The sequence below is a fragment of the Parabacteroides sp. AF21-43 genome, assembly GCF_003635435.1.
Lineage (GTDB): Bacteria > Bacteroidota > Bacteroidia > Bacteroidales > Tannerellaceae > Parabacteroides > Parabacteroides distasonis.
The window spans coordinates 44,442-70,578 of record NZ_QTMG01000018.1 but is presented as its reverse complement, the minus strand read 5'-3'; the positions used below and the strand labels follow the sequence as shown (position 1 = coordinate 70,578).

At 44.5% G+C, this 26,137-nt stretch carries 20 protein-coding genes and 2 tRNA genes; 6 read left to right on the top strand and 16 right to left on the bottom strand.

Annotation, left to right across the window (positions count from 1 at the left end; all coding sequences use genetic code 11):
• Nucleotides 1-28: 28 nt before the first annotated feature.
• Nucleotides 29-292: a hypothetical protein gene (locus DWX84_RS13415; RefSeq protein ID WP_048928021.1), complete on the top strand. Its 264-nt coding sequence runs from the start codon at nt 29-31 to the stop codon at nt 290-292.
• Between the two features lie 172 nt (nt 293-464).
• Here DWX84_RS13415 and DWX84_RS13410 read toward each other — a convergent pair whose 3' ends face one another.
• Genes DWX84_RS13410 through DWX84_RS13395 form a run of 4 tightly spaced genes read right to left on the bottom strand, consistent with a single transcriptional unit; the run spans nt 465 to nt 6,405 of the window.
• Entirely contained in the window at nt 465-1,739 is a 1,275-nt protein-coding gene (locus DWX84_RS13410) for a TolC family protein (RefSeq protein WP_048928020.1), read from the bottom strand.
• A gap of 28 nt (nt 1,740-1,767) precedes the next feature.
• Nucleotides 1,768-4,881: an efflux RND transporter permease subunit gene (locus DWX84_RS13405; protein ID WP_048928019.1), complete on the bottom strand. Its 3,114-nt coding sequence runs from the start codon at nt 4,879-4,881 to the stop codon at nt 1,768-1,770.
• A gap of 6 nt (nt 4,882-4,887) precedes the next feature.
• The gene (locus tag DWX84_RS13400) at nt 4,888-5,997 is read right to left on the bottom strand and encodes an efflux RND transporter periplasmic adaptor subunit (RefSeq protein WP_005865868.1); all 1,110 of its coding nucleotides are present in this window, start codon (nt 5,995-5,997) and stop codon (nt 4,888-4,890) included.
• 48 nt (nt 5,998-6,045) lie between these two features.
• Entirely contained in the window at nt 6,046-6,405 is a 360-nt protein-coding gene (locus DWX84_RS13395; RefSeq protein WP_005861714.1) for a hypothetical protein, read from the bottom strand.
• A 128-nt stretch (nt 6,406-6,533) separates the two neighbouring features.
• On the opposite strand from DWX84_RS13395, the gene DWX84_RS13390 reads away from it, so the two are divergent.
• Complete coding sequence (locus DWX84_RS13390) at nt 6,534-8,081, top strand: M28 family metallopeptidase (protein WP_005865866.1); 1,548 nt, start codon at nt 6,534-6,536, stop codon at nt 8,079-8,081.
• 142 nt (nt 8,082-8,223) lie between these two features.
• On the opposite strand, the gene DWX84_RS13385 is transcribed toward DWX84_RS13390, so the two are convergent.
• The 9 genes from DWX84_RS13385 to panC all read right to left on the bottom strand — a co-directional run bounded on the left by DWX84_RS13385 (nt 8,224) and on the right by panC (nt 16,115).
• Nucleotides 8,224-8,297, bottom strand: a tRNA-His gene (locus DWX84_RS13385).
• A gap of 92 nt (nt 8,298-8,389) precedes the next feature.
• Nucleotides 8,390-8,463, bottom strand: a tRNA-His gene (locus DWX84_RS13380).
• A gap of 98 nt (nt 8,464-8,561) precedes the next feature.
• Nucleotides 8,562-9,458 carry a bifunctional methylenetetrahydrofolate dehydrogenase/methenyltetrahydrofolate cyclohydrolase FolD gene (folD, locus tag DWX84_RS13375; RefSeq protein WP_005865864.1) on the bottom strand — a complete coding sequence of 299 codons (897 nt, stop codon included), beginning with the start codon at nt 9,456-9,458 and terminating at the stop codon, nt 8,562-8,564.
• Between the two features lie 22 nt (nt 9,459-9,480).
• Nucleotides 9,481-10,818 (bottom strand): signal recognition particle protein, encoded by a 1,338-nt coding sequence (gene ffh / locus DWX84_RS13370; RefSeq protein WP_005861632.1) that lies wholly within the window; start codon nt 10,816-10,818, stop codon nt 9,481-9,483.
• A 101-nt stretch (nt 10,819-10,919) separates the two neighbouring features.
• Nucleotides 10,920-12,830, bottom strand: coding sequence for a heavy metal translocating P-type ATPase (locus tag DWX84_RS13365; protein ID WP_048928018.1), 1,911 nt, complete (start codon nt 12,828-12,830; stop codon nt 10,920-10,922).
• Nucleotides 12,831-12,910: 80 nt separating this feature from the next.
• On the bottom strand, nt 12,911-13,348 hold the full coding sequence (locus tag DWX84_RS13360) for a Fur family transcriptional regulator (protein WP_005865860.1): 438 nt from the start codon (nt 13,346-13,348) through the stop codon (nt 12,911-12,913).
• A 142-nt stretch (nt 13,349-13,490) separates the two neighbouring features.
• A complete protein-coding gene (locus DWX84_RS13355; RefSeq protein WP_008774105.1) occupies nt 13,491-14,813 on the bottom strand; it encodes an MATE family efflux transporter in 1,323 nt (440 codons plus the stop codon).
• Nucleotides 14,814-14,911: 98 nt separating this feature from the next.
• The gene (gene panD / locus DWX84_RS13350) at nt 14,912-15,262 is read right to left on the bottom strand and encodes an aspartate 1-decarboxylase (protein ID WP_005861624.1); all 351 of its coding nucleotides are present in this window, start codon (nt 15,260-15,262) and stop codon (nt 14,912-14,914) included.
• Nucleotides 15,263-15,275: 13 nt separating this feature from the next.
• Nucleotides 15,276-16,115: a pantoate--beta-alanine ligase gene (gene panC, locus DWX84_RS13345; protein ID WP_005861622.1), complete on the bottom strand. Its 840-nt coding sequence runs from the start codon at nt 16,113-16,115 to the stop codon at nt 15,276-15,278.
• Nucleotides 16,116-16,215: 100 nt separating this feature from the next.
• Here panC and DWX84_RS13340 point away from each other — a divergent pair, with 100 nt between their 5' ends.
• Nucleotides 16,216-17,040, top strand: a complete 825-nt coding sequence (locus DWX84_RS13340) for a glycogen/starch synthase (protein ID WP_005865855.1) — start codon at nt 16,216-16,218, stop codon at nt 17,038-17,040.
• Nucleotides 17,041-17,051: 11 nt separating this feature from the next.
• On the top strand, nt 17,052-18,428 hold the full coding sequence (locus tag DWX84_RS13335; RefSeq protein ID WP_048928017.1) for a DUF4270 domain-containing protein: 1,377 nt from the start codon (nt 17,052-17,054) through the stop codon (nt 18,426-18,428).
• Nucleotides 18,429-18,566: 138 nt separating this feature from the next.
• Here DWX84_RS13335 and DWX84_RS13330 read toward each other — a convergent pair whose 3' ends face one another.
• The 3 genes from DWX84_RS13330 to DWX84_RS13320 are packed head-to-tail and all read right to left on the bottom strand — an operon-like array spanning nt 18,567 to nt 23,112.
• Nucleotides 18,567-19,859: a glycoside hydrolase family 57 protein gene (locus tag DWX84_RS13330; protein WP_005861616.1), complete on the bottom strand. Its 1,293-nt coding sequence runs from the start codon at nt 19,857-19,859 to the stop codon at nt 18,567-18,569.
• A gap of 35 nt (nt 19,860-19,894) precedes the next feature.
• The gene (locus DWX84_RS13325) at nt 19,895-21,163 is read right to left on the bottom strand and encodes a glycosyltransferase (protein WP_005865850.1); all 1,269 of its coding nucleotides are present in this window, start codon (nt 21,161-21,163) and stop codon (nt 19,895-19,897) included.
• A gap of 14 nt (nt 21,164-21,177) precedes the next feature.
• Nucleotides 21,178-23,112, bottom strand: a complete 1,935-nt coding sequence (locus tag DWX84_RS13320) for a glycogen debranching enzyme N-terminal domain-containing protein (protein ID WP_048928016.1) — start codon at nt 23,110-23,112, stop codon at nt 21,178-21,180.
• 406 nt (nt 23,113-23,518) lie between these two features.
• On the opposite strand from DWX84_RS13320, the gene DWX84_RS13315 reads away from it, so the two are divergent.
• Nucleotides 23,519-25,618: a M3 family metallopeptidase gene (locus tag DWX84_RS13315; protein ID WP_172618143.1), complete on the top strand. Its 2,100-nt coding sequence runs from the start codon at nt 23,519-23,521 to the stop codon at nt 25,616-25,618.
• Between the two features lie 80 nt (nt 25,619-25,698).
• Nucleotides 25,699-26,133 carry a dCMP deaminase family protein gene (locus DWX84_RS13310; RefSeq protein ID WP_048928015.1) on the top strand — a complete coding sequence of 145 codons (435 nt, stop codon included), beginning with the start codon at nt 25,699-25,701 and terminating at the stop codon, nt 26,131-26,133.
• The last annotated feature ends 4 nt before the right edge of the window (nt 26,134-26,137 follow it).

Here is a 26,137-nt window from a genome sequence, read left to right as displayed (position 1 = left end):
AGTTTAAGAAACCTAAAAAACAAATCTTATGACAACGATGGAATTAAATTTACGGAAAGAATATCTCTATGACTTGATAAAAGGCATGGATGAGGAAAGATTATCGAAAGTGGAGACCAATATAAAACGTCTATGCCTTGCCAAGCAAAAGGGGAGTCTTTATCCTTGGGCACCAGACGAGGCTGAATTAACTTGTAAGATAGCTGAATCTGAAGTAGATTTCAACAATGGGGATTATTGTACGCAAAAAGCGCTGAAGAAAAAACTACAAAAAAAGTTGGCTTCATGGTAAAAGAAATCCAATGGTCTAAACATGCAGAAGAATCATTTACTGAAATATCAGATATTCGATACTAGGCAATTACCGGATAAACTGATGGATTTATTCAGATAAAATAACAAGGGATAGAAATGTAAGCGTCTTACAATTTATCCCTTGTTACTTTTCTGAATTATAGCGCAAATCAAATCTCAATATCCCAAATACCCGCCGAACGTTCTAATTCGACCAAGGCTGAGCTGTAATTAAACAGCGTCTCAATATACTGAGCTTGTACTTCATCGTAAGTACGCTGGGCGTCTAAGACTTCCAATAAAGAGACTTCCCCCCTATTATAACTGTAAATCTTGCCATCCATCACCTCACGGGCTTGCCTTAAAAGCCCATCCTCATAATGATTAACTTGCTCGGCGAAAGATTGATAATTACGATATGCCTGCATCACCTCCGTCTGTACTTGCAAAAGAGCCTGCTTATATTGCGCTTCCGCTTGTTGCTCCCGATAACGAGCGGCACGAACCGTCCCCTTATTGAAATTAGAGAATTTCAAAGGAACAGCGATACCTGCCGTCACTCCGGTAAAAGGAGGTGCCGGGGCTTCCTCATTATAAACCCGGGCATTACGGCTTACGGCGATAGACAAATCCACATCCATATTCCGCTCCCGGCGAGCTACTTTCAAGGCTCTAGCGGCCACTTCCTTGTTTTTTAAGGCAGCTACCAAATCCGTACGCCCCTCGCTTGCCGCCGTGATTAAGTCGGCAAGGATAAAATCCCGAGGCTCCGTACGTAACTCAGCCTCTGGGTGAAATAAAGTATCCGTACTGAAAGTCCCCGTCAAGAAGTTTAAGTTCGAGAAAGCATTCTTTAATTCCGCTCCGGCTTGCAGCAACTCATTTCGTAAGACCCCGGCCTCTACCCGGCTCTGCGTAGCATCCACCTCACGGATTTGCCCCAATGAGAAACGGATACTGTCGCTCTCCGCCAATGTCCGGATATTCTCATAGGCATTCTCCTTTACCTTATACAACTCATGTTGCTTCAAGGCTTCCATATAAGCAATCGTAGCGTCTGCCCGGAGATTCCGGAAATAATCAGCCAACAAAGCCTCGGTCAACTCACTCTCGCTACGTGCCAATGAGATATTCGCACCCCGTTTTCCAAAAGAGAAAGTTTTGCTCAGTTCTACTTCAACACCTTCTCCCATTTGCAAGGAATTATTCTCATTATTGAAATAAGACACGGAAAGGTTCGGATCGTTAAACACCTTTGCCGCCGTTACCTCAGCCTTAGCGGCCGGCACATTCAATTTCTCCGACGCATACTCAAGGTTGCCTTCCGCAACCCGCTCCATATATTGCCGATACGTAAGCGGAACCATGGTCTGAGCATTCACGGATAAGCATCCGCAGAGTAATGACAGGATTATATATTTCTTCATATCTTCTAATCTAAACATAGTATATCTTTTTAATTCCACCTCCGGATTAAGCGTGCAGCTCTTTTTCCTCCGATACCGGCGTCAAATCCTTCCCCTCATAATGTTTCTCGATCATATAGTATAAAGCGGGAAGTACATAAAGCGTAATAACCGTAGCAAATAAAAGCCCGTAAACGATTACCGTAGCCAAGGGACGCTGCACGTCCGAACCGATACCTGTACTAACAGAGGCAGGAAGCAATCCCAAGACCGCAACCGTAGCCGTCATCAAGATCGGACGGAAACGGTGCTTAGTTCCCGTTATCACCGCATCTTTCAAATCTCGTTCCCTTGTACGTAAGTTATTGATATGGGAAATCATGATCACGCCATTTTGGATAGCGACACCGACCAAGGCAATAAAACCAACCGCCGAGGAAACATTCAATGTCATTCCCCGCACATTCAACGCCAACATACCACCAAACAAAGCCAAGGGAACGACACTCATCATTAAAGCCGCCTGCCGGAATTTACCGCAAGCCGCAAACAACAGAAGCAGCATCAGTCCCAACGCCAAAGGAACCACAGCCCCCAAACGGGCATACGCACGATGCTGGTTCTCGAACTGTCCGGCCCATTTCAAATGCACGGAATCATGATCGTATTTCACCTCTTTATCAATCAACGCATTCGCATTATTCAAGAACGCCGTCAAGTCCACGCCACGTAAATTAACCCGTACCGTCAAGTGCCGCTTATTCATCTCACGGGTAATCGTACTGGCACCGGTTGTCATCTTAATCTCCGCTACTTGCGAAAGAGGAATCTTCGTTCCGGAACCGGTAGTCAGCAATAGATTACCGATACGTTCGGGAGAATTGCGGCTAGCGTCATCGAAACGACAAATCACGTCATAACTTTTACTTCCGACAAATATCTGGGAAATAGAGGCTCCACCGATCGCTAACTCAATCAAATCGGCCACATCCGACACGTTCAAGCCATACTGGGCGATACGGGCACGATCCGCGATAATCTGCAACTGCGGCAACGGAGGCTCTTGATCCACCGCTACGTCGGCAGCACCCGGTATTTCCTTCAACACATTAGCGACTTGATCCGCAATATGGCGACTTTCCGTAATATCATCGCTATAAATCTTCAGCGCCAAATCACTATGAGCCCCGGCGATCTGATCCATCACCATATCGATGATCGGCTGGGAGAAACCGACCGAGTAGCCGGGCATGGTCTCCAACTTAGCCGCCATTTCCTCGATCAGATCCGCTTTCGTCTTACCGAATTTCCATGTACTATAGGGTTTCAATCCCACGCCACACTCCACATGAGAGAGTGAGAACGCTTCCGCCCCCTCATCATCGCGACCGACTTGAGTCATTACATATGAGACTTCCTTAAACTCTTTCAAAGTCTTCCGAAGCTCCGCCCCCATCTCCTTCGATTTCTCAATGGAAATACCCGGAGGAAGCTGTACCTGTATCCAGATCGCCCCCTCATCCAACGGAGGCAAGAAGTCTTTTCCTACGGTATAACTTAAAATCCCCGCTCCCAGCAATATCGCCAGTAACGGTACAATAACCCGTCTTGGCTTCTCCATCAATCGGACAATTTGTGAATGATAAGCCGTGGAAAGTTTCTCCAACCAACGATTATGGTAAATCTTTCCCGGCTTACGATACGCATAAAAGGCCAATCCCGGAATCAAGAACAAGGCCACACACAAAGCGCCCAGCAAAGCATACCCTACGGTATAAGCCATCGGCGTAAACAATTTCTTCTCAATATGCTCAAAAGCGAACAAAGGAAGATAGGCTGTTATAATAATTAATGTAGAGAAAAAGATCGGGCGAGCCACCTCAGTCGTACGGCGCAAGATCGAATCTTCCGTCAATACCTCATCCGGATGCCGTTCCCTTTTCTTCAAGACCGTCTCCATCATCACGATCGCTCCGTCTACCAAAATACCGAAGTCTATAGCGCCTAAGGAAAGTAGGTTCGCAGGAATATTCGTAACATGCATCAAGATAAAGGCAATCAATAGAGACAAGGGAATGGTTAAGGCCACCAACAAAGCGCCACGCCAACTCCCCAAGAATAAGATCAGTACTAAGACAACCAATACCATACCCTCGAACAACGTATGCGATACGGTATGCAAGGTCGTATTAACCAAATCCGTACGATCCATAAACGGATGGATACGGGTTCCCTCGGGAAGTGTCTCGTTATTTAGTTCGTCTACCGCCTTATGCACATCATCCAACACCCGGGACGGATTCTCCCCCCTGAGCATTTGTACGATACCTTCCACGCCATCGGAGTAATCACGGGTATCGTCCGTAAAACCTAAAACGCCCTTACGCTCCAAGTTTCCGTATTTCAGTTTACCGATATCATTCAAGTAGACCGGGACACCATTCACGGTCTTGATCACGATATGTCCCAAGTCTTCCAAGTCCTTAACCAGACCGATTCCACGGATCACATAACTCAAATCCCCCCGGCTTAACATACTACCACCGGCGTTCACGTTATTCTTCTCTATCTTTTCCGTAATATCCCCTAAGGTAATGTCGTATTGCTCCATCTTATAAGGGTTCACCTCGATCTGATATTGGGTAGTGATACCGCCGTAATTACTTACATCCGCTACACCCGTAACCTGTTTCAGTCTCGGAATAATTACCCATTTATGCAAATCGGTCAACTCCCTCAAGTCTAAACGGTCACTTTCCACCACATAACGAAAGATCTCTCCCGTCGGCGAAGTCAAAGGATTTAAGCCGGGAACCGCATTATAAGGAAGCTCCACGTCTACCAACCGCTCTTGTACACGTTGCCGGGCCCAATAATCCTCAATACCATCATCAAAAACCAATACGACCGTAGATAAACCAAACGTATTCTTGCTACGCATTACGTTTAGTCCCGGCAGACCATTCATAGCCCGCTCGATCGGAATACTGATTTGTTGCTCGATCTCCTCGGCGGCCAATCCGGGAACCTGCGTCACGACTTGCACGGTGGTATCGGCGATATCCGGATAAGCATCTATCGCCAACCGCGTCCAAGAATAATAACCAACGATCGCTAAGAACAGAAATAACACGAACATCAGTCCTCGCCGATGTATCGCCAAGTAAATAATCCTTTTCATAATCCGTTAGCGTGCGTCAAGTAAATAAAACGCTCCCGTAGCTACGATCTCGTCACCTACGTTCAAGCCGGATAAAACCACCGTCTTGCCATCTTCAGTAAGGCCGGTCTCGATCTTTTGTTTCCGGTAATCGTTATTCCCCAATTCCACCAATACGTACATATTCTCCTCTTCCTGCAAGATAGCGGAAGTAGGTATACGAATCACCTCCGCCTCACGGTCGCTCAACTTGACCGTGCCGTACATCTCCGGTTTCATCAAACGGGTACTGTTATCGCACTCGATCAAGACCTCCACCGAACGGGTATCGGGATCCAGCATCTCGCTGATGTGATAAATCTTTCCCGATATCGGTTTATCCGGCATGGCTACCAACCGGATTTCCACCTCATCCAAAGCCTGTATTAAACTCAAATCCTTCTCTTTTACATGGGCGACCACCCATACCTTTCTCAAATCGGCGATGACAGCTACAGGCTCGGCGTCCTCTTTCATATATTGCCCGATTACGATCCGATCTTTCACGACCTCACCGGCTATAGGCGAGCGAACGATCAATGGTTGCCCCAAAGCCATTTCATCCGGATTAATCTGAAAGACTTTCAATGCGGCGACCATATTCTCATAGTCTTTTTTCTTTAACTCGTAATTCACCTCGGCCTCTTCCAATTCCTTTTGGACACCAACCTTGTTTTTCATCAAGTCTTTCTCCCGATTCAAGCTTTTCAAGGCCAGTTCCATCTCTTGGCGAGCTTGGTAATAAGATTTCCCCGCCTCATAAACAGCGGGAGCGCTAATCTCGAAGATCGGACTACCCGGGGCCACTTTTTGCCCTAAGCGAACGAACGATTTCGTAATTCGCCCGCTTACCGGTGAAGCCACCTCCGCGTAATTAGAAGGAATCGCCTGTACGACCCCCGAGGTGGTAAACTCCATACGGTAAGGTTCCCGTTTAACCGTTTCCTTTGTCAACTTGGATAAAACAGGAGATTCGGAACCGATATGTATAATATCCCCTTTGAGTGTTACGGCATGCGCAGACTCATCCTCTTGCTTTTGGGTATGGCAAGAGCATAGTACTATCGCTGGAAGCAATAGTAAAAATATAGATTTCATATAAGATGCGTAAAATGTTTAGTATAAAAAGTGATTCTAATGCTTGACTCAAATTACTATACCAAACGAAGGAGGCGCACGGGATTCGCCACGCCGCACAAGACGCAAGACAACCTCTTTCTTTAGAAAGACGAGCACTACCATCAAAAGCGCCCAAGCCATAACCAAAGGTAAGTACGGAATTAACTCCATACACAATTCGGTCAGCTCTTCAATCGTATTAAACGCTACCGTACTATGCTCATGATGAGGCAAGCCGTCGGCTCCCGGCAGATAGGGATGAGAGTGAGTGATACTATAGTTTAGGAAATGATGCGTATGGGTAAAGGCCGTGCCACCCACGTAGTAACTCATAAAGAGTACTACCAAGAGGGGTCTTAACCACTTCAAGCTACGCATTGTTTTCATTCGCCATCTGTTTACTCCGCAAAGTTATAAAAGAAACTGCCATTTCATTTGCAATAAGTCAAAATTTATTCCTTTATTTGCATACACTGAATAATAAACAGTCATATCAATGAAATAAACACTACTTTATGAGAAAAATCTTACTTGTTTGTGCGGCATTAGCCTGCATGACAGTCTCCCCTGTACCAGCTCAGGACGCTGCCGTAAAAAAAATCATCGAGATGGGTCAGAACGATAATCAAGTGATGCATCAGCTGGATATCCTTACGAACCGCTTTGGCGGACGTTTAATAGGTTCCGACGCTTATGAGAACGCCGCCGAGTGGATGGTGCGTGAGTTTAAGAGTTGGGGACTCGATGTCCAATTAGAAGAGGCCGGTACCGTCCCTGTCGGCTTTAATCGAGGACCTTGGTTCGGACGCTTGTTGAGCGACAACGGAATGATCCTGCATTTCGCCACCCCTTCCTACACTTCCGGAACGAAAGGCGTGCAACGTGGGCATGCGGTGATGGAGCCTCGTAACGACGAGGAGTTCCAGCAAATCAAAGGAAGATTGAATGGTGCTTGGGTTCTTATCTCAGGGAAAAATGTAGGTTGGCCTATCGACCGCTCCGCCTCGGGAGATTCCATCCGTGCGGAGATCAAGAAAGAGAACAACGAGATCATGAAGAAAAACAATGATCTAAGACGCCGCAACTGGGAAAACGGGGAGAAAAACGAGATGTTGCCTTATAAAGAATTCCCCGGATTATATTATAAGGAAATGTGCGAGGCCGGAGCTTTAGGTTTTATCCAATCCTCCACCGTACCTATCCGTGCGTTATACGACCGGAAAATGATGAACGACCCGAATACGAACTTCGACAATCTGCCGGAACTTCCGGATATCAAATTAGACGAGCATCAATTCGCGATCATCGAACAAATGGTGAAAGAGAGACGTACATTCGAACTAGAGTTCGATATTCGTAATCATTTTAAATTAGGCCCGGTTAAATACCATAATGTCGTAGCGTCTATCAAAGGCAGCAAATACCCGGACGAATATGTTATTATCAGCGGTCACCTAGATGCTTTCGACGTGGCTACCGGAGGCATCGATTGCGGTACTGGAATCGGACCGATGATGGAAGCCGCTCGCATGATCGCCAAATCCGGAGCCAAGCCTAAGCGCACGATCTTATTTATCGGATTCGCCGGTGAGGAATTTGGCTTATTAGGAGCACAAGCTTGGGTGAAAGCGCATAAGGATAAATTACCCAAAATCGCTAATTTGTTCAATCGTGACGGTGGTCCGGAACCTCCTGTCGGTATCTCCGTCCCTCAAGCCATGTATGATGATTTCGTGAAGATCAGCGAACCCATCCAAAAAATCCGTCCGGACTATCCTTTCGAGGTAAAAGTTCGTGAACCCCGTAAACGCCCGACACGCATGGGGGGAACAGACGCATCAGTTTTCGCCATCGAAGGTGTCCCCACATTAGGTTTCACCACAGAGGATTTCAAAGGATATGATTTTGATTACGGCGAAATCTGGCATACGGAACGGGATTTATACACAAAGAACATCCCCGAATACCAAGAACATACGGCTACGGTTACCGCTATCATAGCCCTCGGTGTAGCGAATCTGGATAAGCAATTATCAAGAGAAGGTTTATATACCGAAGAGTAGGTCAGCACGATCGCTATTATAAGGAGTTTACAATGCCTATTGTAAGCTCCTTATGATGGGCATCATAAAAGACTTACAATGCCCATTATAAGAAATAGAAAAAGGATATGCCCTAATAGGGCATATCCTTTTCTCATTCTAGGGTGAAAGATGGGGCTCGAACCCACGACCCTCGGAACCACAATCCGATGCTCTAACCAACTGAGCTACTCTCACCATATAAAAAAACCTTTCATTCTTCACAGACGCCTTGGTTCATAAAACCTTGTTTTATTCATAACAAGATTTTTATCTAAAAAACCACAATGGGTGAAAGATGGGGCTCGAACCCACGACCCTCGGAACCACAATCCGATGCTCTAACCAACTGAGCTACTCTCACCATATCCGCCTTTCAAAGGATTCCCCCTTTAAGACGGCGCAAAGATAGGTATAAATTCTGATTACACAAACCTTTTGCGAACTTTTTTATCCATCCACTTACTTATAGATCGCTTTCTTTCCCGCTAACAATGTGTTACGCATCAAAGAAATGATTGTCATAGGCCCTACGCCACCCGGAACCGGAGTGATATAGGAACATTTAGGAGCGACCTCGTTAAACAAGACATCTCCCGTTAACTTAAATCCGCTCTTGGTTACGCTGCTTGGCATACGGGTTGTTCCCACGTCAACGATCACGGCGCCTTCCTTCACCATATCCCCTTTCAAGAATTCAGGAACACCTAAAGCCACGATAATAATATCAGCAGACAAGCACATCTCCTTCAAGTTCTTAGAACGGCTATGGCATACGGTCACCGTACAATCGCCCGGATAAGATTTCTGCATCATCAAGGTAGCCATCGGCTTGCCGACAATATTGCTGCGTCCCAAAACCACGCAATGCTTTCCTTGCGTCTCGATATGATAACGCTTCAATAATTCCAAGATACCGGCAGGCGTAGCCGATACGAAACAAGGCAAACCGATAGACATACGTCCCACGTTAATCGGATGGAAACCGTCCACGTCTTTACGATAATCGATCGCCTCAATCACCTTCTGCTCGGATATATGTTTCGGAAGCGGAAGCTGTACGATAAAGCCATCCACATCCGGATCATTATTTAACTCATCGACCTTACGAAGCAATTCTTCCTCCGTAACATCCTCCTCAAAGCGAATTAAGGTAGACTTAAAACCAATCTCCTGACAAGTCTTGACTTTACTAGCCACATAAGTCTCGCTACCACCGTCATGGCCCACCAAAATAGCAGCCAAGTGAGGGATCTTACCTCCGGCAGCCTTGATCTGGGCTACCTCCTCAGCCATCTCCTTCTTCATCTGAGCGGAAACGGCCTTACCATCCAGCAATTGATAATGTTGTTCTTCCATATTATTGATTATCTCCTGTTAATTAACGTCTGAACGAGGGCTTCATCGAAGGTAGCTTCATCTTCCCCGACTTCGCGGAAGTAAGCATACGCATCATCTTACGGGTCTCATCAAATTGCTTGATCAGCTTGTTTACCTCCTGGATGCTCGTACCGCTACCTTTGGCGATACGCTGACGGCGTGAGCCATTCAAGATAGCCGGGTTGCTGCGCTCATCCGGAGTCATCGAATAAATGATAGCCTCGATACTCTTGAACGCGTTATCATCGATATCCACATCTTTCAATGCCTTTCCTACACCCGGGATCATGGATGCCAACTCTTTCAAGTTACCCATCTTCTTGATCTGTTGGATCTGGGAGATAAAGTCGTTAAAATCGAACTGGTTCTTAGCGATCTTCTTCTGCAAACGTTTCGCTTCTTCCTCGTCATATTGCTCTTGCGCACGTTCCACCAAAGACACGATATCACCCATGCCTAAGATTCGATCCGCCATACGTTCAGGGTGGAAAATATCCAAGGCATCCATCTTCTCGCCCGTACCGACAAACTTAATCGGCTTATCAACAACCGTACGGATCGACAAAGCGGCACCACCACGGGTATCACCATCCAACTTCGTAAGTACGACGCCGTCGAAGTTCAGCCGCTCATTAAATTCCCTCGCGGTATTCACGGCATCCTGACCCGTCATGGCATCTACCACGAACAAGGTCTCATCCGGCTGGATAGCGCTCTTGATAGCGGCGATCTCGTTCATCATCTGCTCATCGATAGCCAAACGACCGGCGGTATCCACGATCACGACGTCATTGCCTTTAGCCCGTGCCTCGCGGATAGCGTTCATAGCGATCTCCACCGGATTCTTATTCTCCAATTCCATGTATACCGGAACACCTACCTGCTCTCCGACTACACGCAACTGCTCGATAGCTGCCGGACGATACACGTCGCAAGCGGCTAATAATGGTTTCTTATTTTTCTTGGTCTTTAATAAAGACGCTAGTTTACCAGTGAAAGTAGTCTTACCCGAACCTTGCAAACCGGACATCAATATAATGGCGGGATTTCCCTGCAAATTCACGTCGACTGCCGTACCTCCCATCAAGCTGGCCAACTCATCGTGAACAATCTTAACCATCAACTGACTAGGCTTAACCGATGTAAGCACGTTCTGTCCTAAAGCCTTCTCTTTTACCGTATCCGTAAAACTCTTGGCAACCTTATAATTGACGTCGGCATCCAACAACGCTTTACGCACATCCTTCAATGTTTCCGCCACATTGATCTCGGTAATCTTGCCTTCGCCCTTCAACAGTTTAAACGATCTGTCTAACCTTTCGCTTAAGTTCTCAAACATAATTCGTATGTGTATTTATATTATTTTCTACTGGATTAAGGGGCAAAGGTACGAAAAAGAGATGAGTATGCGATGAAAGCGATCTCGAAATTCTTCACTTCTCAACGTTTTAGTATACGGATCGAATTAAGAACCGCCAGCAAAGATACGCCTACATCCGCGAAAACAGCTTCCCAAAGCGTGGCAAAACCGAAGGCTCCCGCCACAAGGACTATCACCTTCACGCCAATAGATCCCACGATATTCTGACGGACGATATTCCGGGTAGCACGTCCGATAGAAATAGCTTCCGCTACTTTAGAGGGCTGGTCCGTTTGGATAACCACGTCCGCGCTCTCGATGGCCGCATCCGATCCCAATCCACCCATCGCAATACCGACATCACTTAAAGCCAGTACCGGCGCATCGTTCATCCCATCGCCCACAAAGGCAACCGACTTATCCGGCTCCGCCGTTAATCGCTCTATATAAGCGGCTTTATCCTCCGGCAGCAGATTACCATACGCTTTATCGACACCCAAACGCTCAGCGAATTGATTCACGATCTCTTGCTTATCCCCGGACAACAAGCAAATATCTTTAACATCCAGATCCTTTAACCGACGAATCGCATCCACGGCATCCTTCTTCAAGGTATCCGAAAGGAGAAGATGCCCCGCATATTTCCCATCGATCGCACAAACCACCACGGTAGAAACACTATCGGATAATTCCTTCGGGACAGGAATATCACGTTCGGCCAATAAACGAATGTTACCGACAAGCACCTGCCGACCGTTCACGATAGCCTCGACACCATGCCCTGCCAATTCCCGCATGTCAGTGATTTCCATCGGCACGCTATCTTGTTTTTCCGCATAGCGAACTACAGCCTGCGCTACCGGATGGGTACTTTTCCGCTCTACTGATAACAAAATACTCAAAAGATCAGAAACCGGGATCTCCGTGCTTTCCACCGTTGTGACCTCAAAACGCCCGGTAGTCAATGTACCGGTCTTATCGAACGCTACCGTATTTACCCGTGTGATCGCATCTAAATAATTACCGCCCTTAAATAATATCCCGGCACGAGAAGCGGCGCCTATACCACCGAAATACCCGAGCGGAACACTTATAACCAAGGCACAAGGACAAGAAATAACCAAGAAAACCAATCCCCTATATAACCAATCCAAGAAAACATACTGGAAAGAAGGCGTCACCATCCCTACCAAGGCTGGAACCGACACGATTAGAAACGACAGAAGAATCACGATTGGGGTATAAATCCGTGCGAAACGCCGAATAAACAATTCCGCCGGCGCTTTCCGCTCCGAGGCATCTTTCACCAAAGCCAAAATACGGGCCAAGGCACTTTGCTCGTACGGCCGATTCACTTGTATACGTACCGCCTGTCCCTGCGCAATCATTCCGGCAAGCACCTCCTCACCCTCACAGATAGAACGAGGCATACTTTCCCCAGTTAATGCCGAAGTATCGAACTGTGCCTCGGCTTCCAATAAAACGCCATCCAAAGGCACACGTCCGCCGGGCTTCACCTCGATCCGCTCGCCTACTTTCACATCCTTCGGAGATACATTCATATATGTACCCGTCCGCCATACATCCGTTCGTTCCGGCCGGACATCTAATAAGTCACTGATATTCTTCGAAGCTTTATTCACGGCTAGAAGTTGCAACCTCTCTCCTACCGTATAGAAAAGCATCACGGCTACGGCCTCGGGATACTCCCCAATACAAAACGCCCCGATCGAGGCGATCGCCATTAACGAGAACTCACTAAAAAAGTCTTTCCGCAAAGCCGCTTCCCAAGCTTCTCGCATAACAGGAAGTCCTACCGGCAAAAAAGCGACCAGAAACCAAATAGCCTCTATCCAAGACTCAGCAAACCAACTTATCCCCGAGTACTTCCCGATAAGTCCTATCACCAACAAAACGAAAGAAACCGTCGGCATCCATAAACCGGAACTTCCGTGCGAATGGCAATGTTCACATCCACATGTTGTACTCATAATCTTATCTATTTTAATTATTTACTTCTTGATTACGGTACAAAGGTAAGAGAAGGGAGTTGCAACTTGATTGCAAATTATCAGGGTTTCTGAAAACGTCGCTTATTACACAATGGGCAAACACCCTTTACCGTATAATTAATGGTATCCATTATATATCCTTCCGGCAATTGAGCGACCGGGATCTTGATATTATTTAAACAAGAGGTTTTACGGCATACCTCGCAGAAAAAATGAATATGCCTATCACCCACTGGGCATGTCTCCGAACGGCTCTGGCATATCTCATATTTTATAGAGCCACTACCATCTTCGAAAGAATGGATCGCATGATGTTCCAATAACAAGGCCAATGAACGGGAAATGGTCGATTTATCCAACGTCTCCAACTCCGCCTCCAATTCGAACAGGGAAGCCGGGCTGGTTCGTTCTGATAATTTTTGCAAGACAAGGATCCGTGCGGCAGTAGGCCGTACTCCTTTTCCTACCAACATATCTTCACATTGCTTCGTGGACATGAGTTACCTTTCTTATTTGATTACAATACAAAAATACGAACAATTTCCCAATATTCACAGTTCAAAAAAACACGTACATGTTTTTCAGAATTCACGTACGTGTTTTCGAAAAAAGACGTACGTGTTTTTTCCCCTCATATACTTATATTCTTTTATTTTGCCAAGAGGCTTTCTTTAAATAGATTACGCTAGCGACGAGCAATCCACTATAGTAAATAGCCTCTGTCAAGAAGCATACGGCTACCGGCAAACGCAAACGCATCCCTGCGACATATACAAAAAGCACATACAGAATCAATACCGCCGCTTCCATAAAAAGCGCAGAACGTGTATTTCCCGTACCCGACACCCCGTTGAACGCCACATTAGCTACCGATCCGATCAATAAAGAACCGACAATCACGTAGACGGATGGAACCGAGGCCGCCACTAATGAAGCGTCATTCGTATAAACAGACACGACCCATCCCGGCATCAAACTGACAATAGCGGCAAACACGACCATAATGCCCAACGATAACTTACAGATCTTCCAGATAGTCGGTATAACTTGATTGATCGCTCCCGCCCCGATACTATTACTCACGAACGTGTTTGTCGTGGTCGCCAAGGAATTAACGGGAATCAACATCACGACGTAAATACTACGTACGATATTCGCCACCGCCAACTCCCGTTGCCCCAAATGCTCCACAGCGATAAAGAACATAAACCAAGTAGCGATAGACAAGAAATATTGCAGCATCGTGAACACGGAAATATCCAGCACCCGTTTCAACAAGCCAAAATCGAAAGAACGAATCTGGTTAAGCGCATATTTACGTATATCTACGGTAAGTCTCGTGTAAACCACGAAAAAGAGAATCGATACCGCCTCGGCTATGACGGAAGCGATAGCCGCCCCTTGAATACCCATCTTTGGAAATCCGGCATGTCCGAAAATCAAAAGATAATCCAGTAAGACATTCGTCATTGCCATCAAGACAGCGTTCAATGTCAACACCTTTGTACGAGTAATACCAATAAAAAGAGCCCGGAACATCACGTTCACGAAAGAGAAGAAGAAGCCAAACACACGCCAATCCAAAAATTCCTCCGTGGCATTCAAGATAGCGTCCGAAGAAATCAATACACGCATCACGTCTCCCGCGAAAAAACGAGAAAACAAGAACAATATAGCAGCCAGCGACAATAGGAAGAAAACGCCTTGTATCATGACAGGCCCTATCTGGTCATAACGTCCCTCTCCGTTTCTACGGCCAATCACGATTTGAGATCCCGTACTAAAACCAAAGGCGATCGTAAAAGCGCAGATATAATAAAGTCCTCCCATAGCGGAAGCCCCCAACTCGACTTCACCAACCCTACCTAGAAAAGCCGTATCAGTCACGTTTATCACGTTTTGCGCCAACAAGCTCAAAAAGATCGGGTAGCTAACATTCCATATATTCCTGTTCGTGTACATAACTCGCTTATTACTTAAATTTATGAAGATAAAAAAAGCCCGCCGCATCCCGACGAGCTTTTCTTATGATTAGAGATCTCTACAAAGCCTAGCGTCTGCTATATCAACTTATTTGTCGCCGTATCGGGAAATACCACGGAAGGCTTGAATGTTTTCGCCTCCTCGAAATCCATCATGGCATACGACATAACGATAATAATATCTCCGGGTTGAGCCTTACGGGCAGCCGCTCCGTTCAAGCAAACCACTCCCGAGCCACGTTCGCCCTTGATAATATACGTCTCAAAACGTTCTCCGTTATTATTATTCACGATCGAGACCTTCTCGTTCGCGATCAAATTAGCGGCGTCCAACAAATCCTCGTCGATAGTGATGCTACCGATATAGTTTAAGTTAGCTTCCGTTACCGTTACCCGGTGAATTTTTGACTTTACTACCTCTATAAACATGTATGACTTATAATTAGTATTTGATATTGTCGATCAAACGTACCTCTCCGCAATATACCGTGATGCAACCTACCGGATAATCGGTATCCGACCAGTTCTTGATAGACTCTAACGTATTGCCATCTACGATCTCGTAATACTCAACTTCCATGACAGGATCGCTATTAATCGTATTGACAACATAGTCAATCACTTCTTGTACGCTTTTTCCGGGCACAAAGGTAGTACTTTCTTTTAACGTACGAGCAATTAACGGAGCTTTTTGACGTTGTTCCGGTGTCAAACGGGTATTCCGGCTACTCAAGGCCAAGCCATCGCCCTCACGAACGATCGGACAAGCATTGATCGTTACAGGGATATTCAATTGTTTCACCATCGCCCGGATCACAGCGATCTGCTGGAAATCCTTTTCTCCGAAATAAGCGTTATCCGGCTCCACGATATAGAACAATTTACTTACCACCTGCGCTACACCGTTAAAATGCCCCGGACGCTTAGCGCCTTCCATTACCTCAGATACCGTTCCCAAATCAAACGTACGGGTATCTGGCTCCGGATACATCTCTTCTACAGAGGGAGCGAATACATAGTCACAGCCGGCAGATTCTAATAACACACAATCAGCCTCCAACGTACGGGGATACGTTTCCAAGTCGTGTTTGTCATTAAATTGGGTTGGATTTACAAAAACACTGACTACACATACATCATTGTTTTTCACGCAATGTTGTACCAAGCTAAGATGTCCATTATGCAGTGCTCCCATGGTAGGAACAAAGCCAATTTTCTTATTATCCTGCTTTGCCTCAGCAAGATAAGCCTTCAAATCTTTAATACTATTTACTATTTTCATCAGATAGATGCTTAATTGACGGTGCAAAGCAACTAAATAATTACCGTAAATAAAAGATTTTTCGTATCTTTGTAGCGTCTTTATAAAACTAGTTTACAGAATGGATGCAAAAAAAATCTTGTTTATAGCCCAAGAAATCACTCCCTACCTTCCCGAATCCGAGATCGCGACAATATGTAGAAATTTGCCGCAAGGAATTCAGGAGCGTGGTCGCGAAATCAGGACATTCATGCCAAAATTCGGAAATATCAACGAGCGCCGCAATCAGTTGCACGAGGTTATCCGTCTGTCTGGTATGAATCTTATTATTGACGACACGGACCATCCTCTGATCATTAAGGTAGCATCCATTCAATCGGCCCGGATGCAGGTTTACTTTATTGACAACGAGGATTTCTTCCAACGGAAATCCACGGTCAGCGATGAGAATGGAAATGAGTATGAAGATAATGACGATCGTTCGATCTTCTATGTACGCGGAGTATTGGAAACCGTAAAAAAATTGCGTTGGATTCCTGATGTAATCCATTGCCATGGCTGGATGTCAGCGTTAACGGCTCTTTACATCAAGAGAATGTATGCCGATGACCCGTGCCTGCGTAACGCGAAAATCGTTTATTCGATCTACAACGATGACTTCAAGAACCCGCTAAACAAAGATTTCGCGACAAAACTGAAGGCGGACGGAGCCAAAGAAGCTGACTTGAAGTTAATCAAGGCAGATACAAGTTTTGTGGCCTTAACCAAATTAGCGATTGATTTCGCTGATGGTGTAATCCAAGGTAGCGAGACGATCAATCAAGAAGTCCTTGATTATATCTCTGCCAAGAAAGATACTCCTTTCCTTCCCTATCAGTCACCGGAAACTTATATGGACGAGTTCAATAAGTTCTACGACGTGGTATTGGATTCTAACACGAAATAATAAATGTAGTAATGAAAATCAAGCTTTTAATACTTGGACTTGGCCTTGGTGCTAGCATTTTGGCCGGGTGTAATGATGATTTTAGTTCGATAGGAACAAGTATTCAGCCAGGCGACGATACAATTGCGGTATATATGGACACGTTCCAGATACAAGCCACTACGGTGCAATTAGATTCTATTTACGCAAGGTCTACTAGCGCCCAGTTGGGTGAACTCTACGATCCGCTGTATGGTAACCTTGTATCGGATTATATGTGCCAATTCTATTGTCCGAGTGATTTTCAATTTGCGCATACACCTTATGAGGGAAAAATTGATTCGGTGGAATTCAATATATATTATAATGGTTCCAATAAAAACGGTGTATGGGTAGGAGACTCCTTGGCGCCTATGCGTGCGGAGATCTTTAAAATTACAAGTCCGTTACAAAAGAATTTTTATACAAATATTGACCCTAAGCAATATTGCAATATGCAAGAGTCAATGGGTGCTCAAGCTTATACAGCTTATAACACAAGTATATCCGACTCCCTTAGAAACTCTGATGGTTACAGCCCTCATGTAAGCATTAAAATGCCTACTGAGTTCGGACAAAAATTTTATGATGAAACGATTAATAATCCGGGTACATTCAAGAATCAAGAAACTTTCAATGAGTTTTTCCCGGGGCTTTATGTAACAACTACCTTCGGTAGTGGTAATATATTGTCCGTGGCTAGCTCTGTCCTTAAGATATATTATAATTATGCGGTTAAAAGCACAGCAGGAAAAGACTCTTTAATAACCACGTGGGAAGCTTTCTCCGTCACTAAAGAGGTCATTCAGCTAAGTCGTTTCAAAAATACGGATATGAGTCAATTGCTACAACCGAACGACAGCTATGCATTCTTTAAGACTCCTGCCGGCGTTTGTACACGCATTGTTCTTCCGACAAAGGAAATCACTCCGATCATGAAAGAGCGTATCGTGAATAATTTACCACTCGAGTTAAAAGCGATGCCGCAAGAAGATTGGCAATATGCATTGGCTCCTCCTCCTTATCTATTAATATTGCCAGAGGATTCGGTAAAAAGTTTCTTTGAGGGTAGTCAGATTGACAATAATGTAACCTCGTTTCTATCCAATGCTTACGATGCGACTACTCGTACGTACTCATTCCCGAATCTTGCCAATTTATTAAAATATCAGATGGAGAATAATCCGGACAAAGATTTGAGCCTACTTCTTATCCCTGTTCAACGAACAACTACCACAAGCAACAGTTACGGTCAAAGTACAGTTGTTACAACAGCCATCACGAATTATCTAGCTCCTTCAGGAGTAAAGATACGAAAGGATGAAGAGGTGATGAAAATTGGTATTACATCATGTAAATATGTCAGATAGCAAAGAATCTATATAATAAAAAAGCGAGATGTTTTTCATCTCGCTTTTTTTATATCCGTATCTCTAAGGCAAAAAATAACGGGTCCCTAAAAGGACCCGTCACTCTCCAAAAATAGTCTAGTCAAATCAATTAACGACTTATTTCTTCGCCGCCTTCTTTTTTAATTTATCTAATTCTTTCTGTAGACTCTCGATTTCCTCTCCTTGATTCTTAATCGTAGAAAGCAATGAATTCAATTCCTCATTCTCTATATTCTCCGGGAATTCCGCATTCACACGAACAATGAAATCGGAAAGAACATTCATATAGTTATTAAATGCGTCATACGGATTATCGTAAGGGCTAAAGCCTCCCTGTCCCATATGCTTTGTACTCATATAATAGAAATGGTCACTGCTCTGCAGATAGTACCAGTCCTGACGGATACGACGAGTCTGAGACAAACGAACACGTTCACCGATCTCGTTAATCTTACGGAACGCTTCCTGCTGCAATACATTTCCTAACCAAGAACTACAATCTCTCTCCTCATCTACCCAAGAGATCGGATAAGGAACGGAGATAGAGTCTACCGGCTTGATCAATGTAAATACTTCCGATGGAGTAGAGAAACTAATCCCCTTATCCGCGGCAAAACGAGGCAAAGCCTTGAAGAACTCAAAAATACCGGTTGAAGCTGGATGCAAAGATCCCAGCACCTCATAATTCATAAACAAATTAATGATTTGCTCTGAATCCGGAGTAGCAGCAATCCATGACATATACTTATCGGCTGTCAAAGGATATTCATTCCAACTATAATCACTGAAACGGTTCGATAAATCCTCGCTGAAACGGTCATTCTTCAATAATAAGCTCAACTTCGGAGCTACGCAAGAAGAATACATATAGTTCGGACTCTTCCAACCTAAGATATGCTTAGCACCCTCCGTCAACATTCCCTTATAGCCCATCTCAGAAACCATAGCGGAAATATCATCCGAGTAAATCAACTCCGTATTACGGAACACTTTCGGTTTAACCCCGAATAAAGTCTTGATCTTATCTTCTTGTTTCTTTACTTGATGCTTGAACTCCTCCGGATCTCCCAAGGAAGAAAGAGAATGAGCATAAGTCTCAGACAAGAATTCCACATTCCCCGTAGCCGCCAATTCCTTAAAGCTATCGATCACTTCCGGAGTATAAATCTCCATCTGCTCCAACGCTACGCCGGAAATAGAGAACGCTACCTTAAACTTACCACCACTGGTCTTAATCATCTCCAAAATAGTCCGGTTAGCCGGCAAGTAACACTGTTCAGCTATACGATGGATAATCTCCTCATTCTGGAAATCATCGTAATAGTAATGGTCGTTACCTATATCGAAGAAGCGATATCTTTTTAAACGGAACGGCTGATGTATTTGAAAATAAAAGCAGATCGTTTTCATAATATTGTTTGTTTTATTTTTGTCTTGTCGTTAATTTATTTGTTACCTATCACATTGTCGTAAATACGACGAACCTTTTGTCCGGCATATTCCCATTTGATATTATCCACCTCTTTCTTACCTTCCACTTTCAAGAACTCATGCATGGCAGGATAAGTAATAATAGAATACATGGCATCCGCTAACGCCTCAATATCCCAATAATCCACCTTAATCGCATAATCCAAGATCTCGGCGCAACCGGATTGTTTAGAAATGATAGAGGGTACACCACATTGCATGGCTTCCAACGGAGAGATACCAAAAGGCTCAGAAACCGAAGGCATCACATATACGTCACTGGCTTTCAACACCTCATAGACCTGCTTGCCCTTCATAAATCCGGTAAAGTGGAAACGATCTGAAATATTACGTGCTGCGGCCAAACGAATCATTTGATCCATCATATCACCACTACCAGCCATCACGAAACGTGCATAAGGAGCCTTAGCCAAAACCTTGGCGGCAGCCTCAACGAAATATTCCGGCCCTTTCTGCATCGTGATACGACCTAAGAATGTAATAACCTTATCCTTTACACCCTTTTTATCTGGGATCGCTAAAATCTCAGGACTTAAAGGCTCTACGGCGTTATGTACGGTCGTTACCTTAGAGGGATCTTGATGATATTTCTCAATCACCGTCTGACGAGTCAAATTACTCACCGTTATGATATGGTCTGCATTGTCCATACCATTCTTCTCAATCGCATAGACATCCGGATTCACATTACCACGACTACGATCATAATCCGTAGCATGAACATGGATGACCAAAGGCTTACCACTCACATTTTTAGCGTGAATACCCGCCGGATAAGTTAACCAGTCGTGCGCATGGATGATATCATACTCTTCCGTACGAGCGATCACGCCTGCCACGATCGAATAGTTATTAATCTCTTCCAGCAAGTTATCCGGATAACGTCCGGAGAACTCAAGGCACCCTAAATCAGTCACATGACGATAACTGAAATCCGCATAAATATGATCCCTGTACTTATAATACTGGTCAGCGTTCATTCCCGCTTTGGAAACCCGTTGCTGCACATATTCACGGTCAACATCCTTCCAAACAATCGGAACTTGGTTGACACCCACTATCTTTAGAAAGCTCTGGTCTTCATCGCCCCAGGGCTTCGGTATACAAAAAGTAATATCCATATCGGGCTGCATTGCCATGCCTCGTGTCAAACCGAAGCTGGCCGTTCCTAAACCGCCCAAGATATGAGGAGGAAATTCCCATCCAAACATTAATGCTTTCATAATGGTACTTAGTTTTATTCGGCGTTATACTTCTTCAACAAATCCACAACACGGAGGATAGCAGCAACGTTCATCGCAAATGAGACAGCTCCACGTCCGGTAAACGGCGGGTTACCATCAAACAATTCCGGGATCGTTCCTATACAATGCAATGACATCTCCTCCTCTAAGCTTATCAACATACGTTCAGCAAAAGCAACGCCACTCTTTCCAAATACACGCAAATAAGCTTCTAAATAGGCGCCTAACAACCACGGCCAAGCAGTACCTTGGTGATAAGCCAAATCACGTTCATATTGCGGCCCTACATAATACGGGCGATATCCTTCGCTCTTCGGACTCAAGGAACGCAAACCCTTCGGGGTAAGCAACTCTTTCGTCACGATATCCACCACGGCACGTTTCTGCATCCTCGTCAATGGGGAATAAGGCAATGCCACAGCGAAAATCATATTAGGCCGTACGCTCCAATCTACCGTAGAACCATTCACGGAATCGAACAAATAATTATACCCGTTCACAAAGGTTTCCGGGAACGATTTATCCATCGACTTGATAATCGGATCAATACCCTCGACAGGTACTCCCCCCATCAATTCCGTATAGAAACAAAGAGCATTATACCAAAGAGCGTTAAATTCCACTATATAACCGGAACGAGTTACAACAGGTTTTCCGTTTACGGTAGAATTCATCCAAGTAATCGCCTTATCTTTTCCATTAGCGAAAAGTAAACCATTCTCCATCAATTTCATATCGGGATGTTTCTGGTCCCGTATATAATCGATAACTTCTTTCACGAAATCGCCATATAGCTCACGTGCCTTTTCAACGCCCTCATGCTTAGCATACTGTTGGATCGCCCAGATCGCCCATAAAAAGACATCCGGATGCTCGATCTCACGAATCACCGCATCGAAACGCCCATTCTCCATATACGCCCGAATCGCAGGCATCGCCGTATGCATGATCTTCTCAAAACGAACCGGATCATCGATAGACAACGTACTACCCGGAAGAGCTACGAACAAATCTCTCGCACGTACTTTAAACCATGGATAGCCCGCTAATAGATAAGCATCGTCTTCCTTGGGACGAAAATAAAATTGCTGAGCGGAATTCTTCAAGCAATTGAAGAAGCTAGTACGAGGCGTACGAGCTACGACCTCATTCTCATACAGTGCCTTCAAGCGGGTAGTTGCCACTGCACTATCGCCAGCGCTGAAAATAATAGTCTCCCCTTTTTTGATAGGGACCTCGAAATATCCGGGAACATACAAATCCTCCTGATAAGGATATCCCCTCTCTTGTTCTTTCGGATACTCGATTCCATTGTACCAATACGGCTCATACACAAATTTAACTTTCTTGTTAAATTGCATATACAGTTCCGGATAACCGGGATACATACATGTCTTGATTCCGTTTGTGACTTCCTCGTAAGATTGGTTCACGTTACCATTGGCTTGCGTTAAGTTCTTCACACTACGGAAAGCGAGGAAAGGACGGAAACGTAAGGTCGTAGCGGAATGAGCATCTTCCAACGTGTACTTGATCATGATACGATTCTCGTACATGGAAAACACTTTCTCTTTCGAGAAGATCACACCTCCTACACGGTAAAGCGTACGAGGTACTGTCTCTGAGCTATACTCGCGGATGTACTTATGCCCCTTGGGACTGAAATTATCGCCTGCATATTTATGCAACCCAAGATTAAATTCGGCACCATGTTGAATTACCGTCTCATCAAAAGAAGACAGTAACACATGGTTGTCATCATCAATCGCAGGCACAGGCATAACGAGTAGTCCGTGGTATTTCCTGGTATTACAATCAACAACAGTAGTGCAGTGATAGGCTCCCAAACGGTTGGTTCGAAGCACCTCACGAGTCAGCGACTCTTCCAGGTTTATCATTACTGTTTTGTCAAATTTAAGATAACTCATATGTGTATTTGGGTTTTAAGTTACTTTCTTTAATATCAAAATGAAATTATTTTCGTTTCTGAGAATCAAAAGTATTATTTAATAACTAAAAAAACAAACTGTCTTTTATATTTATTTAGAAAAAAAGGCATCCTTCTTCTACGATAAACTTATAGATCAAGACTTTAAAAAGAAAGGTGCTCTAAAGGAGTGTTTTCAAACATATAAATTTTTGTTAAATCAATCCTATCATCATATTCATCAAAGCTCAAAATCAAGGTACAGCCCCCCGAAAACAAGCCTCGGTTTAGTCATAGGAAATGTTCTATTTTTCATTTTAAATCAATCTGAATATAAAAACAAACGCCGATAATGTTCCTGTGATTAAAATGCCTACCTTTGCGGAAATTTTCAAACAATTTTTAATATGAGGAAGTTATTATATAATGTAGTAATTTTATTAAGCGCAATTCAAATGACACACGCAGCAAATAACCCTTTCTTCGGGAAGTTTAAAACACCGTTCGAGACCCCTCCTTTCGATAAGATCAAGATCGAGCATTATGAGCCCGCTTTCGACGAAGGAATCAAGCAAATGGAAAAAGAGGTGCAAGAGATCGCCAATAACCCGCAACCGGCTACTTTCGAGAATACGGTAGTAGCTCTGGAACGTAGCGGCAAATTATTGGAAACAGTCTCTTCTGTTTTTTTTAATGTATTAGGGGCAGAGGCTAACGACGAGATGATGGAAATCTCGCAACGTGTCTCCCCGAAGTTATCCCAAACCTCCAATAACATCTTCTTAAATGAGAAGCTACTTGCTCGGGTCAAATCAATCTATGATAAAAAAGAACAATTGAACCTTTCTACCGAGGATGCTAAATTGCTGGAAGACCTTTATGAGTCGTTTAAAGCGAATGGGGCTACGTTAAATAAAGATGACAAGGAAAAATACCGCAAGCTAAGTATGGACCTAAGCATGTTAACCTTGCAGTTCGATCAAAACGCCTTGAAAGATAAAAACCGGTTCGAATTACTAATAACGGACGAGAACGAACTATCCGGTTTACCCGAAAGTGCTCGTGACGCAGCGGCCATGTTAGCCAAAAGTAAAGATAAAGACGGATGGTTATTCAATCTCTCGGCTCCGAGTTACATTCCATTCATGCGTTATTCCGACAAGCGTGATTTGCGAGAGAAAATGTATCGTGAATACATGAGCGTAGGAAATAAAGGGGATGAGTTCGACAATAAGGACATTATCAAAAAGATCGTTAATATCCGCCTAGAGATCGCCCAGTTGATGGGATTCAAGAATTACGCCGAATATGCGCTAGAACACACAATGGCTAAAAACTCAGCGAACGTATACAAATTATTGAATCAGTTACTCGAAGCTTATAAACCGATAGCGATCAACGAATACAATGCGGTAGAAGGATTTGCGTTAGGTACAGAGAAAGAGAATATCACCGTTATGCCTTGGGACTGGAGTTATTATTCCGAGAAGTTACGGGATATCCGCTTCAAGGTAAACGACGAGATGACTCGCCCTTATTTCGAGTTAAGCAACGTAAAGAAAGGCGTATTCGGATTAGCTACCCAGCTCTACGGTATCACCTTTAAGGAAAACAAGAAAATCCAGGTTTATCATCCGGAAGTAGACGCTTACGAGGTATACGATGCCGATGGTAAGTTCCTTGCTATCCTTTATACGGACTTCTTCCCTCGTGACGGAAAACAATCCGGCGCTTGGATGAACAATATCAAGGCTCAATACAAAGATAAAGACGGAAAAGATAGCCGTCCTCAGATCGTTATCGTGATGAACTTTACCCGTCCGACAGACACGAAGCCCTCTTTGTTAAGTTTCGACGAGGTGAACACACTCTTGCATGAGTTCGGGCACTCCTTGCACGGCATGCTAGCGCAAGGAACATATTCCAGCCTTTCGGGAACCAGCGTTTATCGTGATTTCGTAGAATTACCTTCCCAGATCATGGAGAACTGGTTGACTGAAAAAGAGTTCTTAGATCAGATCGCCGTTCATTACCAGACCGGAGAGAAAATCCCGCAAGAGATGATACAAAGCTTGGTAAACGCCTCAAACTTCAACGCTGGCTACCTTTGCTGCCGCCAATTAAGCTTTGGCTTGCTGGATATGGCATGGCATACGTTGGAGCAACCTTTCGACGGTGACGTAGCGGCATTCGAGAAAAAAGCTTGGGCTCCGACCGTAATCATGCCGGAAGTACCGGAAGCCTTGATGGGCACAAGCTTCGGACATATCTTCTCCGGAGGATACGCGGCTGGCTATTACGGATATAAATGGGCCGAGGTATTAGACGCCGACGCTTTCTCCGTTTTCAAATCGAAAGGAATCTTCAACAAGGAGGTCGCGAAATCTTTCCGTGACAATATCTTATCCAAAGGTGGAACAGAAGATCCTGCCGTGTTATACAAGCGTTTCCGTGGACAAGAGCCTACGATAGACGCCTTATTAATCCGTAATGGTATTAAGAAGTAATAATTTACCGGGCGATAAGCCCGGTAAATCTAAATAATCACTACCTTTGTGTCTGGATTAAAAGACAAAAGAGTAAACAAATGTGCGAGAAAACAGAAAAACAGCACGAATTAGATAAACGTTACCTGCGAATGGCCGCTATCTGGGCCGAGAATTCGTACTGTAAACGACGCCAAGTGGGCGCATTATTAGTAAAAGATAAAATGATCATATCCGACGGATACAATGGAACACCCGCCGGTTTTGAAAATATTTGCGAAGACGAGAACAATGTCACCAAGCCTTATGTTCTACATGCGGAGGCTAACGCCATCACAAAAGTGGCAGCCTCATCGAACAGCAGTAAAGGAGCGACCATTTATGTGACCTCCTCCCCTTGCATTGAATGCGCGAAATTAATCATACAATCCGGGATCAAGCGAGTGGTCTATTCCGAGAATTATCGAATAGCGGACGGCTGCGAATTATTGAAGCGTGCCGGTATCATAGTAGATTATATAGATTTGAACGAATAAATAA